Origin of the sequence: Pseudomonas versuta (assembly GCF_001294575.1) — a bacterium.
GTDB lineage: Bacteria > Pseudomonadota > Gammaproteobacteria > Pseudomonadales > Pseudomonadaceae > Aquipseudomonas > Aquipseudomonas versuta.
In genome coordinates this window covers 2,632,710-2,649,612 of sequence record NZ_CP012676.1, presented here as the reverse complement: position 1 = coordinate 2,649,612, position 16,903 = coordinate 2,632,710, and the positions used below count along the sequence as shown (strand labels likewise).

The 16,903-nt window shown below is 60.8% G+C and carries 22 protein-coding genes; 21 read left to right on the top strand and 1 reads right to left on the bottom strand.

The genetic code is table 11. The features are described 5' to 3' along the window. Positions 1–84 precede the first annotated feature (84 nt). Positions 85–381, bottom strand: coding sequence for a hypothetical protein (locus tag AOC04_RS11585; RefSeq protein WP_060693503.1), 297 nt, complete (start codon positions 379–381; stop codon positions 85–87). 101 nt (positions 382–482) lie between these two features. Here AOC04_RS11585 and AOC04_RS11580 point away from each other — a divergent pair, with 101 nt between their 5' ends. From AOC04_RS11580 to AOC04_RS11475, 21 genes are all read left to right on the top strand, one after another. Next, positions 483–827: a phage holin family protein gene (locus tag AOC04_RS11580; RefSeq protein WP_060693500.1), complete on the top strand. Its 345-nt coding sequence runs from the start codon at positions 483–485 to the stop codon at positions 825–827. Between the two features lie 611 nt (positions 828–1,438). Next, positions 1,439–2,047, top strand: coding sequence for a hypothetical protein (locus AOC04_RS11570; protein ID WP_060693494.1), 609 nt, complete (start codon positions 1,439–1,441; stop codon positions 2,045–2,047). A 3-nt stretch (positions 2,048–2,050) separates the two neighbouring features. Then, on the top strand, positions 2,051–4,060 hold the full coding sequence (locus tag AOC04_RS11565; protein WP_060693492.1) for a phage terminase large subunit family protein: 2,010 nt from the start codon (positions 2,051–2,053) through the stop codon (positions 4,058–4,060). 2 nt (positions 4,061–4,062) lie between these two features. Beyond that, positions 4,063–4,269: a phage head-tail joining protein gene (locus AOC04_RS11560; protein ID WP_016781386.1), complete on the top strand. Its 207-nt coding sequence runs from the start codon at positions 4,063–4,065 to the stop codon at positions 4,267–4,269. Beyond that, positions 4,269–5,753 carry a phage portal protein gene (locus AOC04_RS11555; protein WP_060693490.1) on the top strand — a complete coding sequence of 495 codons (1,485 nt, stop codon included), beginning with the start codon at positions 4,269–4,271 and terminating at the stop codon, positions 5,751–5,753. Before AOC04_RS11560 ends, AOC04_RS11555 begins: the two co-directional genes overlap by 1 nt. After that, positions 5,750–6,862, top strand: a complete 1,113-nt coding sequence (locus AOC04_RS11550) for a head maturation protease, ClpP-related (RefSeq protein WP_060693488.1) — start codon at positions 5,750–5,752, stop codon at positions 6,860–6,862. The genes AOC04_RS11555 and AOC04_RS11550 overlap by 4 nt, the downstream gene beginning before the upstream one ends. Beyond that, the gene (locus tag AOC04_RS11545) at positions 6,859–7,203 is read left to right on the top strand and encodes a head decoration protein (RefSeq protein ID WP_060693485.1); all 345 of its coding nucleotides are present in this window, start codon (positions 6,859–6,861) and stop codon (positions 7,201–7,203) included. Before AOC04_RS11550 ends, AOC04_RS11545 begins: the two co-directional genes overlap by 4 nt. 63 nt (positions 7,204–7,266) lie before the next feature. Further along, positions 7,267–8,262, top strand: coding sequence for a major capsid protein (locus AOC04_RS11540; RefSeq protein ID WP_060693483.1), 996 nt, complete (start codon positions 7,267–7,269; stop codon positions 8,260–8,262). 2 nt (positions 8,263–8,264) lie between these two features. Further along, the gene (locus tag AOC04_RS11535) at positions 8,265–8,585 is read left to right on the top strand and encodes a head-tail joining protein (protein WP_060693481.1); all 321 of its coding nucleotides are present in this window, start codon (positions 8,265–8,267) and stop codon (positions 8,583–8,585) included. Then, complete coding sequence (locus AOC04_RS11530) at positions 8,582–9,247, top strand: hypothetical protein (RefSeq protein ID WP_060693479.1); 666 nt, start codon at positions 8,582–8,584, stop codon at positions 9,245–9,247. Before AOC04_RS11535 ends, AOC04_RS11530 begins: the two co-directional genes overlap by 4 nt. Further along, on the top strand, positions 9,240–9,770 hold the full coding sequence (locus tag AOC04_RS11525) for a hypothetical protein (RefSeq protein ID WP_060693476.1): 531 nt from the start codon (positions 9,240–9,242) through the stop codon (positions 9,768–9,770). Before AOC04_RS11530 ends, AOC04_RS11525 begins: the two co-directional genes overlap by 8 nt. Beyond that, positions 9,767–10,330, top strand: a complete 564-nt coding sequence (locus AOC04_RS11520) for a phage baseplate assembly protein V (RefSeq protein ID WP_060693474.1) — start codon at positions 9,767–9,769, stop codon at positions 10,328–10,330. The genes AOC04_RS11525 and AOC04_RS11520 overlap by 4 nt, the downstream gene beginning before the upstream one ends. Before the next feature lie 56 nt (positions 10,331–10,386). Next, on the top strand, positions 10,387–10,611 hold the full coding sequence (locus tag AOC04_RS11515; RefSeq protein ID WP_237178866.1) for a hypothetical protein: 225 nt from the start codon (positions 10,387–10,389) through the stop codon (positions 10,609–10,611). Between the two features lie 6 nt (positions 10,612–10,617). After that, positions 10,618–10,944 (top strand): GPW/gp25 family protein, encoded by a 327-nt coding sequence (locus AOC04_RS11510; RefSeq protein WP_060693473.1) that lies wholly within the window; start codon positions 10,618–10,620, stop codon positions 10,942–10,944. Continuing rightward, a complete protein-coding gene (locus AOC04_RS11505; RefSeq protein WP_060693471.1) occupies positions 10,941–11,828 on the top strand; it encodes a baseplate assembly protein in 888 nt (295 codons plus the stop codon). The genes AOC04_RS11510 and AOC04_RS11505 overlap by 4 nt, the downstream gene beginning before the upstream one ends. Continuing rightward, positions 11,825–12,427, top strand: a complete 603-nt coding sequence (locus AOC04_RS11500; RefSeq protein WP_060693469.1) for a phage tail protein I — start codon at positions 11,825–11,827, stop codon at positions 12,425–12,427. Before AOC04_RS11505 ends, AOC04_RS11500 begins: the two co-directional genes overlap by 4 nt. Further along, on the top strand, positions 12,424–14,292 hold the full coding sequence (locus AOC04_RS23490; RefSeq protein ID WP_073514935.1) for a phage tail-collar fiber domain-containing protein: 1,869 nt from the start codon (positions 12,424–12,426) through the stop codon (positions 14,290–14,292). Before AOC04_RS11500 ends, AOC04_RS23490 begins: the two co-directional genes overlap by 4 nt. Before the next feature lie 8 nt (positions 14,293–14,300). Next, positions 14,301–14,675: a tail fiber assembly protein gene (locus tag AOC04_RS11490; RefSeq protein ID WP_060693467.1), complete on the top strand. Its 375-nt coding sequence runs from the start codon at positions 14,301–14,303 to the stop codon at positions 14,673–14,675. Between the two features lie 81 nt (positions 14,676–14,756). Beyond that, complete coding sequence (locus AOC04_RS11485) at positions 14,757–15,929, top strand: phage tail sheath subtilisin-like domain-containing protein (protein WP_060693465.1); 1,173 nt, start codon at positions 14,757–14,759, stop codon at positions 15,927–15,929. Positions 15,930–15,941: 12 nt separating this feature from the next. Continuing rightward, positions 15,942–16,445: a phage major tail tube protein gene (locus tag AOC04_RS11480; protein WP_060693464.1), complete on the top strand. Its 504-nt coding sequence runs from the start codon at positions 15,942–15,944 to the stop codon at positions 16,443–16,445. Positions 16,446–16,456: 11 nt separating this feature from the next. Next, complete coding sequence (locus AOC04_RS11475; protein WP_060693462.1) at positions 16,457–16,765, top strand: phage tail assembly protein; 309 nt, start codon at positions 16,457–16,459, stop codon at positions 16,763–16,765. Positions 16,766–16,903: the final 138 nt, after the last annotated feature.

Sequence of the window (16,903 nt, the reverse complement as noted above, 5' to 3'; positions counted from 1 at the left end):
TAAAAAGTAGTCATCTTCGATAGGTGCGACCGCAGAGAGCGGTAGGCACCCACCAGAGCAAACCCAGCCATTGAGCTGGGTTTTTTATTGTCCAGAGCTTTGTCTTTCCAGCTCTGGGCGCAAGTGGATTTTCAAGAACACGCCGGCTCCCAGCAACACCAACATCCCTATAGCTGCAAAGTTGAGTGTCAGGATCCGGGTCAGAGAAATAGGTTCTGCGCTGGTAAGTAGTTGATACAGGCTAAGGCTATGAGCGCTGATGAGTACGAGTAAACAGCACCAGATTGCAAAAATCTTTAGGTCTATGAGGCGCTTTGGGCTGATTGAGTAGTAAGCAAAAATTATAGAAACAATAGATGTGACAAGCGGGATCTTTTCCATCGAAAGCCTCAGTCGGAGTTCAGTGTGGTCTTGAGCCTACGATCCTGAACGAACTGCGACAAGCCAAGACCATCAACATTGTTTAAATCTGGGGGGTACTGATGACAACAGAGCAACAAGCGTTAGCGGACATGCCGATCTGGCTGGTGATTGCACTGTCCTTGGTCGGCGGCGTATCGGGCGAGATGTGGCGAGCGGATAAGGATGGCGCCCGTGGCTGGTCGCTGGTGCGCCGCCTGGCCTTGCGGTCAGGTGCCTGCGTCGGATGTGGCTTGTCCACGATGATGTTGCTGCATGCCAACGGTGTTTCGATTTGGGCTGCATCGGCTGTGGGCTGCCTCACGGCAATGGCCGGGGCGGACGTCGCCATCGGCCTTTACGAGCGCTGGGCGGCAAAGCGGTTGGGCATTAGCGAGGTTCCGCCTCAAGGCAATAGCCCTGACTGAACGTAAACTTTTGATCCGGGAGTAGGCTATGGATACGCGTGATAAGCAGGTCATATCATCTTGGCAGGTCGTTGTGTATGACGACTGCGTCAGTTTCAAGCGTGTAGATAACGGGCAGATGCAAGAGAGTTATCCGCCCGTTGCCACGTCAATAGCTGCTGTATATGCGGCAGCTATTATTCAGGGTCTACAACCACCAAGACATCTTCGTTTGTGCGATGAACCGATTGGTTAAATTCAATCTGGACTTGGTTAGGTCCTTGGCGCTTCACTCGGTAGAAGTCTAATCCCCCGAAGTAAACTTGGGTGTCTCTGGGCAGTCCTTCCAATTGGTCTAGCAGCGTACCGAGATCAGTTGAGTGACTGTCGATGATTTTTTTTGATGGCATAAACAAACTCCTTATTCACAGTGAATAGCTCAAGGGCTACAGGCGTATTTACCATTTTTTTTGAGTTTCTTCCTGAATCCTGCAGGGGACCCTGGGCATTTTCCACGGGTACGGGGCAGGAAACCCGCGGGATTTCGTTAGCCGCAGGGTTTGTAGCTTATTGAAATTCAATCCATTGAAATTGAAAGGCTTGCATTGAAAAGCCGTTGAAAAGGAGGGCTTGTGACAGACCCCATCTTTCTGTCGAAGAGCGCCTTTGCGGCCTACATCGGCAAGGCGCCGAGTTACATCACCTGGCTTCGAAAGAACAATCGACTGGTCCTGTCGGCGGATGAAAGACAGGTCAACGTTGAAGAGACCATCGCGCTGATCCGCGAAACAGCTGACCCGGCTAAGGCCGCCGTCTCGGCTCGGCATCAAGAGGCCCGGGTGCTGCGCGACGTAACCAGTCAGCTGTCACCGATGGTCGAATCCACGCCAAACCTGGCTGCGCCGCAGCCCGCCATCGGCCCGGCTGGCAAACAACCTGACTTCCAAAAAGCCCGTGCCCACCGCGAGTACTACCTGGCGCAGTTGGCCGAGGCTGAATTCCACAAGGTCCAGGGTTCGCAGGTCGAGCTGGAGGCTGTCAAAACCGGCGCATTCAGCGCAGGTCGCCTGTTGCGCGATCAGTTGCTGGGCATGCCGCCGCAACTGGCACCCGAACTGGCGGCCATGACCGATCCTTGGGAAATCGAACGCCGTTTGACGGCTGCCATCCGCGCCTCGCTGGAGGACGCTGAGCGCATGTCTTCGGCTGACCTGGTTCACGCCCTCAACAACAAGAGTTAACTCATGCACACGGAAATCCCGAACGGTGCAGAGGTGTACCGCGAGGCGTATTTCCGTGGGCTACGGCCTGACCCATCGCTGTGGGTCGACCAGTGGGCTGACGAGTACATGCGCATCCCGCGTGACGCAGGCGCCGCTGAGCCTGGCCAATACCGCACATCGCGTACACCTTATGCCCGCGAGCCCATGCGCTGTTTATCGCCGGCTCACCCCTGCAAACGCGTGGTCACCATGGTGGCCTCGCAGCTGATGAAAACCCAGATCGCGTTGAACTGGATCGGCGGCCTGATTCACATGGTGCCGTCCAACATCCTGACACTGCTGCCCAGCCTTAGCCTGGCCAAGCGGGTGTCCTCACGGATCGGCAAGACCATCAAGGCCACGCCGGTGCTGCGTGAGCGTGTCGCGGCCAACCGCTCCCGTGGCCCACGCAACACGATGGACACCAAGGAATTTGAAGGTGGCTCGCTCTACATCACCACCGCAGGCTCGGCGGCTAACCTGGCCGAGCTGTCGGCACGCTACATATACGGCGATGAGATCGACCGCTGGGATGTCGACGTAGGAGAAGAGGGCGACCCGATCGAGCTGGCCGAAACCCGGGGCAGTACCTTCGGGCGCAACGCCAAGTTCTACTTCTCCAGCTCCCCCACGATCAAGGGCGCTTCTCGCATCGCCGACCTGTTTGAGGCCAGCGACCAGCGTTACTACTACGTGCCATGCCCGCACTGCGGCCATATGCAGATTCTGGAATGGGAAAACCTGCACTACTCGGCCGATTACAACGTGGTGCACTACCAGTGCGCCGGGCCGGATTGCGACGTACTGATCGATGAGCACCACAAGGGCCAGATGCTGGCCCAGGGCGAATGGCGATCGCACGCGCCAGGTGACGGTGAAACCATCGGTTTCCACCTCAACGCACTGTATGCGCCACTCGGCTGGACCGACTGGCGCTCACTGGCCAAGCAGTTTGAAAAAGCCAAGAAGGCGCAGAATCGCGGTGATCTTGAGCCCATGCAGGTGTTCTACAACACCCGTCTGGCCAAGGTCTGGGACAGCGCTCAAGAGCAGACCAAAGCCGAAGTCCTGAAAGAACGCGCCCGCCGTGAAACCTACGGCCTCGGCTCAATGGCTTATCGGGTGCTGATGCTCACCGCGTCGGTGGACGTGCAAGCCAACCGCCTGGAGCTGATGGTGATGGGTTGGGGTGTTGGCATGGAACGCTGGATCATCGACTACCAGGTGATTTGGGGAGATCCGGCGGATGAGCGCACCTGGGCAGTGCTCGATGACAAGCTCAAGGTGCGCTACCCGCACCCATGCGGTGTCGGTCTGGGGATTCTGGCCACAGCCATCGACTCAGGCGGTCACCACACTGACGAGGTTTACCAGTTCTGCCGCCTTCGCCGGTGGCGCAACATCTTCGCCATCAAGGGCGCGAGCAAACCGGGCAGGCCGGTGATCGCGCAACGACCTTCGATGGTCGACGTGACCTGGAAAGGCCAGACCGAACGCAACGGCGCCGAGCTGTGGTTTGTCGGTACCGACACCGCGAAGGACTGGATCTACAACCGCTATCCGTTTGAAGACGGCCCTGGGTCACTGCACTTTGCCAACGACTTGCCGGATGACTTCTTCGACCAGTGCGTGGCCGAGCGCAAGGTGGCGCGCTACGTCAAAGGCTACAAGCGCATCGAGTGGGTCAAAGGAAAGGCCGAGCGCAACGAAGCGCTCGACCTGATGGTGTACAACCTGGCAATGGCGCATTACCTGGGCCTGAACCGCTACAAGGAACACGACTGGGAGCGCATTCGACAAGCTCTGGCGCAGGCCGGGTTGTTCGATGAAAAACCGGTCCAGGCCGAGCGGCTTGCACTCCCTGCCGCCACACCCGGGTCACAACCTGTTGAAACGCCTCCACCCGAAGTAATTCCGGCTGCAACATCGCAACCGGTCGCAAGACCTCCTCAACGCCGCAGTTCCACCAGCGGCTACCTCAAGAGACGCTGATTATGTCCTTTACCCAAAAGCACCTCGACGCGGTTGAGGCGGCCATCGCACGCGGCGAGAAAACCGTGCGCTACGCCGATCGCACCGTTGAGTACCGCACGGTGGATGAGTTGCTCAAGGCCCGCGACCAGATCCGCACTTCGCTGGTCGCGTCTGCCGGGCCACGTTCAAAAGTGGTGAGGCTCTACCACGGAGGCAAGGGACTCTGATGCCGCGACAATACCCAACCCTGACCCGCAACGGCTTCTTGCTGCCGGAGCGGATCAAAGCCAGTTACGAAGGGGCCGGTGAGGGCAGGCGCTCGGCCAGTTGGGACGCGCCCGATTCCGGCATCAACAGCATAAACACCCCGGCCTTGCGCAACCTGCGGGCCCGTTCGCGGGCGGCGGTGCGCAACGATCCGTACGCGTTCAACGTCATCGACAAACGCGTCAGCAACCTGATCGGTACCGGCATCACCCCTCGACCCAAGATCGAGGACGACGCCATGCGCAAACTGCAGCAGGAGTTGTGGGAGGACTGGGTCGATGAGTCGGACGCCGATGGCCTGACCGACTTCTACGGCCAGCAGGCGTTGATTGCCCGCACTGTCGAAACGTCAGGTGAGTGTTTCGTTCGACTTCGACCTCGCGCACAGACTGAGGATCTGGCGGTACCGCTGCAGCTCCAGGTACTGGCCCCCGAGTTTGTGCCCCACGACAAGTTTGAGCCAGCCAAAAACGGCAACAGCATCCGCGCCGGGATCGAATTCAACCCGGCTCACCAGCGGGTGGCGTATTGGATGTACCGCGTTCACCCCCGTGATGCCTCATCCCTCAACGCCGGTTACAACCAGCTGGTGCGGGTGCCGGCCGAGCAGGTGCTGCACATCTTTGAACCGGTCGAGCCCGGCCAGTTGCGCGGGGTGCCGCGTCTGGCGCCGGTGCTTAAGCGCTTGCGCAGCCTGGACAACTACGACGATGCGGTGCTGTTTCGTCAGGAGGTGGCCAACCTGTTTGCCGGGTTTATCAGCCGACCACCACCTGAAACCTCACAGCAGCCCCGCGACCCGATGACCGGAGCGTTGTTGTCCGAAGATCGCGATGGCTTCACGCCGATGGTCGCGCTGGAGCCCGGCACCATGCAGGAACTGGGGCCCGGCGAAGAGGTGGAGTTTTCCAAGCCGCCGGACGCCGGCAACAACTACCCGGACTTTATGCGCCAACAATTGATGGCCGCTGCAGCCGGTACCGGCACCCCATACGAGATCCTCACCGGCGACATGCGCGAGGTCAACGACCGGGCGTTGCGGGTCGTACTCAACGAATTCCGCCGTCGCCTGGAGCAACTGCAATTCGGGGTGTACGTGCACCAGTTGTGCCGCCCGGTGCGTGCGGCCTGGATGGACATGGCGGTGCTGGCGGGTCGCCTCAAGCTGGACGACTACGCGCAACGGCGCCGCGAATACCTGCGCACGCGTTGGGTACCGCAGGGCTGGGCCTATATCCAGCCGGTGCAGGACATTCAGGCGCGAATGATGGAGGTCAACGCGGGCTTCAACTCCCGCAGCGAAATGGTCCTGCGCTCGGGCTATGACGCCGAAACCGTTGACGCTGAAAACGCTGCCGATCAGGCCCGCGCCCGTGACCTGGGCCTCAACTACAAAACGCTCGTCGACTTGCCAGAAGAGCCTGCCGACAAGGAGAAACCATGAACAGGCTACGCATTTTCAACAAGGCTGGTGACCCACCGGCGCCGCAAAACAAGCACTGGTACAGCCTCAAGGCCAGCGGCGAGGCCGAGGCCCGCAGCATCGAGGTCTATGTCTACGGCGAGATCGGTACCTGGGGCATCACCGCCAATCAGTTTGTGCGCGACCTCGCGGCCATGGATGACGGCGTTTCGCCGATCGTTGTCGCCTTCAACAGCATCGGCGGCGACCTGTTTGACGGTCTGGCCATTCACAACGCGCTGTCGCGCCTGGGCGAGCGTTGCACCGGTCGGGTCGATGCGCTGGCAGCCAGTGCGGCCAGTGTCGCGGTGTGCGGCGCGCACAAGGTGGTGATCGCGTCCAACGCCATGCTGATGATTCACAACCCGTGGACCTACGCCGCCGGTGACGCCGAAGACTTGCGCAAGGTGGCTACGGCGCTGGATCAGGCGATGGAAGCCATCATCGCGGCCTACAAGGCCAAGGCGCCGAACATTGATGAGGTCGAGCTGCGGCGCATGGTCAATGCCGAGACTTGGCTCACGGCGAGCGAAGCGGTGGCCTTGGGTCTGGCTGATTCGGTGGGCGAGGGCGTCAGCGTCAAAGCCTGTCTGGGACAGGGTGGCGCGCTGCAGCGTTATCAGCACGCACCGCAAGCCTTGCTGGCCCAGCTGGAAGAACCGCCCGAACCAACGCCTATCGAGCCTGAACCCGAAAAACCGCCCGTTGTGGACTCGGCCAAGCTGGCCTTGCTGATCACTCAAAGCTGCAACACGGCCGGGATCAGCAACCTGATCGAGGCATTGATCAACACCACCAAACTGGCCGACGAGGCCACGGTTAACGCCGCAATCAGCAACGCCAAGGCCGTGCGCGACCTGTGCGTGGCAGCGCGCTTGCCGGAGTTCACTCAAGAGTTTGTCGCCGCCGGGCTGACGGCTGAGGCGGTACGCGGCCGGCTGTTCGACAAGCTGGTCAGCGGCGGCGGTTTTGAAATCGATAACAGCCTGCCGATCAGCGATGACCCAGCGCCGAAAACCCAGGCTAAGCAGCCTGACACCAATGCGATCTACGCGGCCCGTCGCGCCGCCCAGACAGGGGTAAAAGCATGACCATTAAAAAAGAACCGATGCACGCGGGCGAATTCTTGCTGTCCGAAGGCGCCGGCAATATCTCCCGCGAAGCGATCAACGTCGCTGCAGGCCCCGCGTTGAATGCGGGCCAGGTCCTCGGGCAGGTGACGGCTTCGGGTGAGTTCGCCGCCTATGAGCCCACTGCCGAAGACGGCAGCGAGAAGGCAGTGGCCATTTTGTATGGCCCGTTGGGGGAGTCCGACATCGTTCGTCGTGGTCGCGCGGTGGTGCGGCTGGCCGAGGTCAGTGAAGTGCACCTGAGCGGCCTTGATCCGGAGGGCGAGAAGTCGCTGGCTGAACATTTCGTGATCGTGCGCTAAGCCGATCGCCCCTTTAATGCACCCCGCCATCGAGCGGGGTTTTTACATTCTGGAGAGTCCCCAATGGCCGACATCGCCATCTTTGACGACGAAGCATTTTCGGTTTCGTCGCTGACCGCTGCCATCAACGAACAACAATACCTGCCTGGGCGCCTGAGCAGCCTCGGCCTGTTTCAGGAAGAGGGCATTACCACCCTGACCGTGCAGATCGAAAAAGACGGCGACACCCTGGCGCTGGTACCGGCTGGTGAGCGCGGTACTTCGGGTCTGGTGGTTGCTGCCAGCAAGCGCACGCTGATCCCGTTCAACACCGTGCACCTGCCGGAACGCTTCACCATCAAAGCCGACGAGATCCAGGGCATTCGTGCCTTCGGCACTCGTAGTGAGCTGCAGGCGGTGCAGGATGTGGTCAATGCGCGCTTGTTGAAGGCCCGCCGCCAGTTGGACGTCACCCATGAATATCAGCGCATGGGGGCGCTGAACGGCAAAATTCTGGATGCTGACGGCCGTACCGTATTGCTGGATATTTTTGATCGTTTCGGGGTAGAGCAACAGACGCTGTCAATGGAGTTTGCTGCTGGCAAAGACAAGTTGCGTGTTCGCTGCATGAGAGCACTGGATCTGCAGGAAGAGGCTTTGGGAAGCACAACAACCAGCGGATCCCGCGCGTTTTGTGGCAAGACCTTCTGGGAAGCGCTGGTTACCCATCCGGATGTCGTGGACACCTACAAAAACACCCAGCAGGCGGTCGTGTTGCGCGCGGATGCACGCGAAACCTTTGAGTTTGGCGGCATCACCTGGGAGCGCTACCGGGGTCGTATTGCGGGCCAGCCTTTTGTCCACGACGACAAAGCCCTGCTGGTCCCCGAAGGCGTACCCGACCTCTACATCTCGGCCTTTGCCCCGGCCGACTATATGGAAACGGTCAACACCCAGGGTATCCCGTACTACAGCAAGATCGAGCCGATGCCGTTCAACAAAGGCATGGCCGGGGAGGCCCAGTCCAACCCGCTGCATATCTGCACCCGGCCCAAAGCGCAGATCCTGCTGGAGCTATAACCGTGGGCATTCGCGACCTGGTGGCGAGCATCGACGACGTGATCTTCGACGTGCTGGGCGACACCGGGCACATCGAAGGACGCGCCGAGCCGGTGCTGGGGATGTTCTCGGCCCCGTGGAAACAACCGCAGATTGGCCGTCTCAACACCTCGATTCGCGAACCGCATTTTGTGGTGCGGGTCGCGGACTCGGACGGACTGACCAAGGGCTTGCGGGTCACCATCGACCTGCCGGCGCTGGATGGCGGCGGTGATTACGACTTGCTGCAGCTGGAGCCCAGCGGCGACGGCCTGGTCTCCCTGATCTTAAGGAAACGCCCATGAGTATCGGCAGTTTCAGTGAAGTAAAAAAGGACAGCGGCACGCTGCACATCCAGCCCAGGGCCGAGGATTTAAAAGCGTTCGCGGACCTGGCCATTCTGGTGCCCAAAGCAGCAGCCAATGCACAGCGTCGCGCGATCAACAAAACCCTGCGCTGGTTGCGTACCCGCATAGCCAGTGCCGTAGGGAAACAGGAAAAGATTGCGGTCAGGGCCGTGCGACAGCGCCTTCGCAGTTACCCGGTCGATGGCGGTGCATTGCGCGGCAAACTCTGGTTCGGCATCAATCCAATGGAAGCCAGTCGGGCAGGGCCCGCGCGGCAGACCAGAGCAGGGGTAACGGTGGCCGGCCGGCGCTATCGCGGTGCCTTCTATAAAAAGGTCTACGGCAGTCAGGCCGATATCTGGATACGAACGGCAAGTAAACACTTCGACAAGGCCGACTATCCCGACAGCGAGATCACCTCACGCAAAGGGCCTAGCTCGGGCTGGATTGCAGAAAACAGTGATCGCCACCCGCTGGCCAAGGCCAAGATTTCACTGGATGCGGTGCGGCCGCATTTTGAGGCTTGGAGCCGCCAGGTTGACGCTGAGTTGTTGCGTCTGCTTAAGAGTGAGATGAACTTCGAGCTGAGAAAATACCTGAAGGGGGCGAGCCGTGTCTGAGCAACCGTTAAGCCTCGACGTTCTCTACCAGGCCATCGAGCAGCAGATCCAGCAGCACTTGCCCGGTGTCGAGCTGGTGAGTTTCTGGCCGGACATTGGTAATCACATCCCGCTGCCAGCGGTGTTTCTCGACATCGGCGAGATCAATCCCGGGCAGGATATCGGTACCGGTGAAACCACCCTGAGCATCACCTTCGAAGCGCGGGTGATTGTCGACGTGATCCGCGCCGATCATTACCGGCAGGCGGTACAGCTGGCGACGCAACTGGCGGTGCTGTTGCGCATGCAGTCCTGGGGTTTGCCCGTTGAGCCGGCCGAGTTCCAACGGTCGAGCCAAGACTGGACCCGCCCCGAACTGGACGGCTACACCGTGTGGCTGGTGGAGTGGACGCAAACCCTCTACCTCGGCGAGCAGGAATGGCCGTGGCCCGATCAGCCACCGGGCACATTGGTCTGGGGCTTCTCGCCTGATACCGGCCCGGGCAACGAAGGTAACTACACCCCTCCGGAGGCGATGGAATGAGCTATGCCAGTGCCGAACATGACCGCATGATCGCGGCCATGCTGCTGCCTTGCTATGTGGTGGCGGTGGATCTTGCGGCCTCGCCACCCGCCTGCCGTGTTTCCACCGGCGACTGGACCAGTGCCTGGGTGCGCTGGCACAGCGTCGCGGCGGGCAAGGCCCGGCATTGGCGGGCACCGAGCATCGGGGAGCAGGGCGTGTTGTTGGGCCCGAGCGGTCAGGCCGGCATGGGCACCTTTGTCCCGGGGTTGTACGGCGATGCCGGGCCGCCGCCGGACAACCGCGACCACGTCGAAGTCTGGCGCTTTGATGATGGCGGCTCACTGGTCTACGACTGGCAGGCCAGGAGCTACACCATCACCTTGCCCGGCGGCACGGTCACCATCGCGGTGGGCGGGACTACGGCGGTGCTGACTGACGGTGCCGTTACCGTAATGGCGGGTGCCATCGACTTGATCGGTCCGGTCAAGATCGACGGCACCCTGACCGTCACCCAGGACATCACCGGGCTCGGCATGATCATCGACACCGCCGGCAACACCCCGAACCACAAGCACTGATCGACCCGTTTCAAACAACCCGCTCCGTGCGGGATTTTTTATGCCTGGAGAAACACATGGCCAAGATCACTGAAGACAAACCTGATGCGCCCTCGCTGCAAAAGAATGCCCCGCAGAATCAATCGGGCGGTGTATTCCGCGACAAGGTCTACACCTCGCGCACCCTGATCCTGCCCGACGGCAGCCCGCTGCCGGTCGCCAAGGGCCAGGCCAGTGCGGCCAGTGAGGCCCAGCTGCAGTACCTCAGCACCCACCCGGACTTTGAACGCCTCACGGAGTAACCCGCGATGATCGGAATGGATCGCCACACCGGCGCGGCCCTTTCCGGTGTCGAGCATTTGCGCCAATCCATCGCCGACATCCTCACCACCCCGGTGGGCAGTCGGCGAATGCGCCCGGCCTATGGCTGCCAGCTACGTCGGTTTGTCGACATGCCGATCACGGCAGGCTGGAAAAGCGCGGTACAGGCCGAGGTCGCCCACGCGCTGAACCTGTGGGAGCCGCGTTTCAAGCTGCACGCCGTGCGTGTCACGGCAGTGCTCGGTGGCGTAATCAGCTTTGAGCTCAAGGGCCTGTACCTGGGCGACAGCGTAGAGATGGAGGTAAGGGCATGAGCACTGTGGACCTGTCGGCCCTGCCACCCCCGCAGGTGCTGGAGTCGCTGGACTTTGAAGAGGTGTATCAGGAAGAACTGAGCGTGTTTCGCGCCTACATGGGCGACAACTGGAACGCCCAGCTTGAAAGTGATCCGGTGGTCAAGTTGCTGGAGCTGGGGGCCTATCGCCGGCTGCAAACCCGGGCCCGGATCAATGATGCGGCCAAGGCCTTGCTGTTGGCCTATGCCCGGGGCACTGACCTCGATCATCTGGCGGCCAACGTGCGGCTCAAGCGTTTGGTGATTCAGGAAGCGGATGCCCAAAGCGTGCCACCGGTGCCCAAGGTCATGGAGCTGGACGACGCCTTACGCGAGCGCATCCAGTTGGTGTACGAAGGGCTGACCACCGCCGGGCCGCGCAACAGCTACATCCTGCATGCGCGTAACGCCTCGGCGCTGGTGGCCGATGCCCAGGCCGAAAGCCCGAGCCCGGCCCACGTGGTGGTCACGGTGCTGCACCTGGAGGGCAACGGCGTGGCCGACCAGTCTCTGCTGGACAAGGTACTGCTGCACCTCAGCGACGAAGACATCCGGCCGGTGGGCGACCGGCTCACCGTGCAAAGCGCCGAGGTCCTGGAATACCGGATTGATGCCGTGGTGCACATGGCCGGTACCGGCTCGGAAAACGATGCGATTCTGGCCGAGGCGACTCGTCGCCTGCAGAGCTGGATCAACCCGCGTCGGCGGCTGGGGGTAGAAGTCTCGCGCTCGGCGATTGACGCCCAGCTGCACATCACCGGCGTCAGCCGCGTCGATTTACCGGGCTGGGTCGACATCCCCCGGGCTACGCACCAAGCGGCGTACTGCACCGGCTTCAGCGTGATCCAGGGCGGTGCAGGATGACTTTGCTACCGCTCAACAGCACGCAGTTAGAACGGGGTATCGAAGCGGCAACTGACCACTCCCCGGGCATTCCAATCCCCACCCTGTACAACGCCCGGACCTGTCCGGCGCACTTGCTGCACCAGCTGGCCTGGGCGTGGTCGGTGGATCGCTGGGACAACAAATGGAGCGAGCAGACCAAGCGCGCAGCCATTGAATCGGCGTTCCTGATCCATGCACGCAAGGGCACCATCGGTGCGTTACGGCGTGTGGTTGAACCGTTGGGCTACCTGCTGGAAGTGATCGAATGGTGGCAGACCGTGCCGCTGGGTGTGCCCGGCACTTTCGCACTCAAGGTCGGGGTGCTGGACACCGGCATTACCGAAGAAATGTATCAGGAGCTGGTTGCCCTGATCGACGACGCCAAACCCCTCAGTCGGCTGCTGACCGAGCTGGTGATCAGCCTCGAAACCACCGGCAGCCTTAACCTCTTTGCCGGCCTCTACGAAGGCGAAGAAATCGACGTCTATCCGCCGGCACTGCTAGACATCGAGGTCACCGGCCACTTCGGCCCGACAGGCCGTGAACACCAAACCGAAACCCTGGACGTATACCCATGATTGATCAAAGCAGCCAGTTCATGGCGATCCTCACCGCCATCGGGGAAGCCAAGCAAGCGAATGCCGATGCGCTGGGCATCCCCTGGACGTTCTCGCAGATGGGGGTAGGTGACGCCAACGGCACCGACCCGATCCCCGACCGGACACAAACCCGACTGATTAACGAGCAGCGCCGGGCACCGCTGAATCAGGTCAAGATCGACCCTAAAAACAGCAACGTGATCATCGCCGAGCAAGTGATCCCGGAAAATGTCGGCGGCTGGTGGATTCGTGAAATAGGCCTGTACGACCAGGACGGCGACCTGGTGGCGGTAGCCAACTGCGCGCCGAGCTTCAAACCCTTGCTGGCCCAGGGCAGCGGCAAGACCCAAGTGGTGCGGATGAACTTCATCGTCACCAGTGCGGCCAACGTCATGCTCAAGATCGATCCCAGCGTGGTGCTTGCGACACGCCAATACGTGGATGAAGCCATCAACACCCTGGATATGAAACAGTCGGTGCTGGTGGCCACCACCGGGCCGGTGGTGTTGTCCGGCGTGCAAACGGTTGACGGTGTCGTGGTGCCGCCCGGCTCGCGGGTACTGGTGAAAAATCAGGCCGCTGCCCACGACAATGGCCTGTACCTGACGGCCGATGTCTGGAAGCGAACCCCGGATGCCGACACCAGCGCGAAGGTGACCTCGGGCCTCACAGTGCACGTCGAGCAAGGGGCCGTTAACGCCGATACCCAATGGCATCTGATCACTGACGCCCCCATCGTGCTGGGCACGACAGCGCTGACCTTCCAATGGGCTGCGGGGCAGAACGCTCCTACCCAGGCGGTTGGTGATCGCTCGCGGAAGGTGGCCAACACCGGGTATGTGTGCGCGCAGATTGAGAGTCCGGATCAGACTTTTCCATCCCAGGTGTTTCGCAAGAACCGCCTGATCAATGGCAATTTCGATATCTGGCAGCGGGGGGCAGCGGGTCATGTCGGCAATCTGGCCGGCCCGGCCCAGGCGTTATACGGCCCGGACCGCTGGATGGTTTCCCTGCCAGCCAATTCGACAGCTATCTGGGAAAGAATCGAGTTTGAGCCGGGCGAAGGAGTCAATGAGGGACGCTTCGGATTAAGAGTTTCGCGCTCGGGCAGCAGCGACGGCATGAGAATCAGCCAGCCCATTGAAGGCGTTGAGACGTGCGCGGGTAAACGCGTGACGGTGTCGTTTTATATGCGTTCAACCATCAACCACACATGCAACGTGATACTGCGCCAATCTTTTGGTGTGGGTGGCACGGATGCAGGCCCTGGTGTGAGTGAACAAGTGGCCGTCACAACAGTGTTTAAACGGTACGAGGTCACCTTAAATATCCCCTCGATCGCGGGAAAAAAAAGAATGCCTGGGCGTGATTATCTTGAGCTGGGTTTTGCCAGCCAGGGAGCCGGCGCATACAACCTCGACCTGGCGTCTGTGCAACTTGAAACAGGGTCTGTTGCCACCGACTTTGACCTGAGGCCGTTTGTGCAAGAGCTGATGCTCTGTCAGCGCTATTACGAGAAAACCTTCTCGTATGAAATAGAACCGCAACATCGGATAACCCACATCGGTTCGCTGATGTCTATCGTCTACATCGGACAGGCTGGCTGGAGCAGCCAACCGATTGGGCATTGGACGTTCAAGGTCGAAAAGCGAGCCACACCCAGTATCAAGCTTTATAGCGTAGCCGGGCCGGATGGCCAATGGCGCTCGGGCAGCGATCTGTTTTCCAGCGAAAATGCCCGGGCCTTGATGGTCGGCACGCGTCACGTCAGCATCGATAACGGTGACCTCGGGGTTGTCCCCCAGACGTATTACATCCATGCCACTGCGGACGCAGAACTTTAGGAGCTGTCATGAGCTATCAACTGACTGGAGATCCTGACACGGTGATTCGCATGGATGACGGCGCGACTGTCCCGCGTGGGCATCGGTTCTGGGTCGAGTACGAAGAATGGATCGCCGCAGGGGGCAGTCCTGAACCGGCTCTGGTTCCTGATACCACCGCGACTGAAAGAACCTGGCGTGACACTGAAATCGAGAGCGTCAAATGGCTAAGGGAAAGGCACCGCGATGAAGTGGACTCAGCCCGCCCGACCACGATGACAGTGAAGCAGTCCGGCGAGTTGCTGGACTATGTGCAGGCCTTGCGCGACTGGCCGGAATCGAAGCACTTTCCGGCCAAGGAATACCGTCCGACTACGCCCGACTGGGTCGAAAACCTCAGCTAAACCCGCTCCTACAGCCAAATTATTGTTTGCCCCACACAAGCCTCGCACTGCGGGGCTTTGTCGTTTCTGGAGAATGACTTTATGAGCACATCCGGCCGTTTCCACGGCGTAACCGTCACCCTGGTCGACACCGGCGCACGCACGATTGCGCTGCCGTCGACTTCGATCATCGGACTGGTCGATACCTTCACTCCCGGACCCTCTACATCGGCAAAACCCAACGACCTGGTGCTGCTGACCAGCGAGCGCGAAGCCATTGCCGCGTTCGGCGAAGACTCGGCCATCACCCGCGCCGCCAGAGCCGTATTTGTCCGGGCCAAGGCGGTGATCGTTGCCTGCGGCGTGGCCCGTCTGGAAGACCCGGCACTGCAAACCTCAGCCATCATCGGCGGGGTCCTGGCTTCGGGTCAGCGTACGGGCCTGCAGGCGCTGCTCGACGGTAAAAGCCGCTTCAACGCCCAGCCCCGGTTGCTGATCGCGCCGAAGCATTCCGCGACCCAGGCGGTGGCCACTGCCATGGATGCGCTCGCCGGCAAGCTGCGGGCCATAGCTATCGTCGACGGCCCCAACACCACCGATGAGGCGGTGCTGGCCTACTCCAAGGAATTCGGCAGCAAGCGCGTATTTATGGTGGATCCGGGCGTGCAGCAATGGGACACCGTGACCAGCGCAACAATTGACTCACCGGCCTCGGCCTTCACCGCTGGCTTGTTCGCCTGGACCGACACCGAGTACGGCTTCTGGGCCTCGCCCTCGAACAAGGAGCTGGTGGGCATCACCGGCACCTCGCGCCCGATCGAGTTTCTCGACGGTGATGAAACCTGCCGCGCCAACCTGCTGAACAACGCCAACATCACCACCATCATCCGTGACGGCGGCTATCGCCTGTGGGGCAACCGCACCCTGTCGGCCGATTCGAAATGGGCGTTCGTGACCCGGGTCCGTACCGTCGACATCGTTATGGACGCGATTCTGGCCGGGCACAAATGGGCGGTCGACCGCTCGATCACCAAGACCTACATCAAGGACGTCACCGACGGTCTCGAGGCCTTTATGCGCGACCTGAAAAATCAGGGCGCGGTGATCAACTTTGAGGTGTATGCCGACACCGAACTGAACACGGCCAGCCAGCTGGAGCAGGGCAAGGTGTACTGGAACATCCGCTTCACCGACGTGCCGCCTGCCGAAAACCCGATTTTCCGCGTCGAGGTCACCAACCAGTGGTTGACCGAAGTGCTGGACACCGCCGCCTAAGGAGGCCGCTCAATGATTCCGCAAATGCTCAGCAACACCAACCTGTTCGTGGACGGGGTCAGTTTCGCCGGCGATGTGCCGTCGCTGACCCTGCCCAAGCTCACGGTCAAAACCGAAGCCCATCGCGGCGGCGGCATGGCCGGCGAGGTCGAAATGGACATGGGCCTGGAGAAAATGGAAGCCAGCTGGACCAGCACCGGTGTGCGTCGCGAGTCGATGAAGTACTTCGGCCTCTCGGATCAGACCGGCTGCAACGCGGTGTTTCGTGGGGCCTTCAAAGGCCTCAAGGGCCAGATCACCCCGGTGATCGCGACCCTGCGCGGCATGCTCAAAGAAGTCGACATGGGCGACTGGAAGGCCGGCGACAAAGCCGAGATGAAATACGCGATGGCGGTCACCTACTACAAGCTGGAAGTCGACGGTCGCACGCTGTACGAAATCGACATGGTCAACGCGGTGCGCGTGATCGATGGCGTCGACCAACTGGCTGCCGAGCGCAGCGCCCTGGGCCTTTAAGGAATATTCGCATGACCACTTCTACTAGCAGCAAAACGCCAGCCTGGTTGGCCCTGACTGACGATGGCGTCACCGTGACCCTGCGTTACCCCACCGAGCTCAATGGCATCAAAGCCGACAAACTGACCCTGCGCGCCCCGACCGTGCGCGATGTGCGGGCGGCTCAGGCCATCTCCGGAAACGATGCGGAGCAACGGGAGATGTCGCTGTTTGCCAGCCTCACCGAGGTCGGGATCAAGGACCTGGAAAGCCTGAAACTGCTGGACTACCAGCGCGTGCAAGAAGGCTATTTTCGTCTGGTCAGCGAAGACCAACTGTAACCCCGAAGTCCTGAAATACCTGGCCAAACGCCTGGCGGCAGAGACCAGCTTCTCTGCCGCCGAGATCATGGCCATGCCGTTTTCGGAAATGGTCTGGTGGCTCACGGATTGAGCCCAGCCGCGCAATTACAGGGTAGG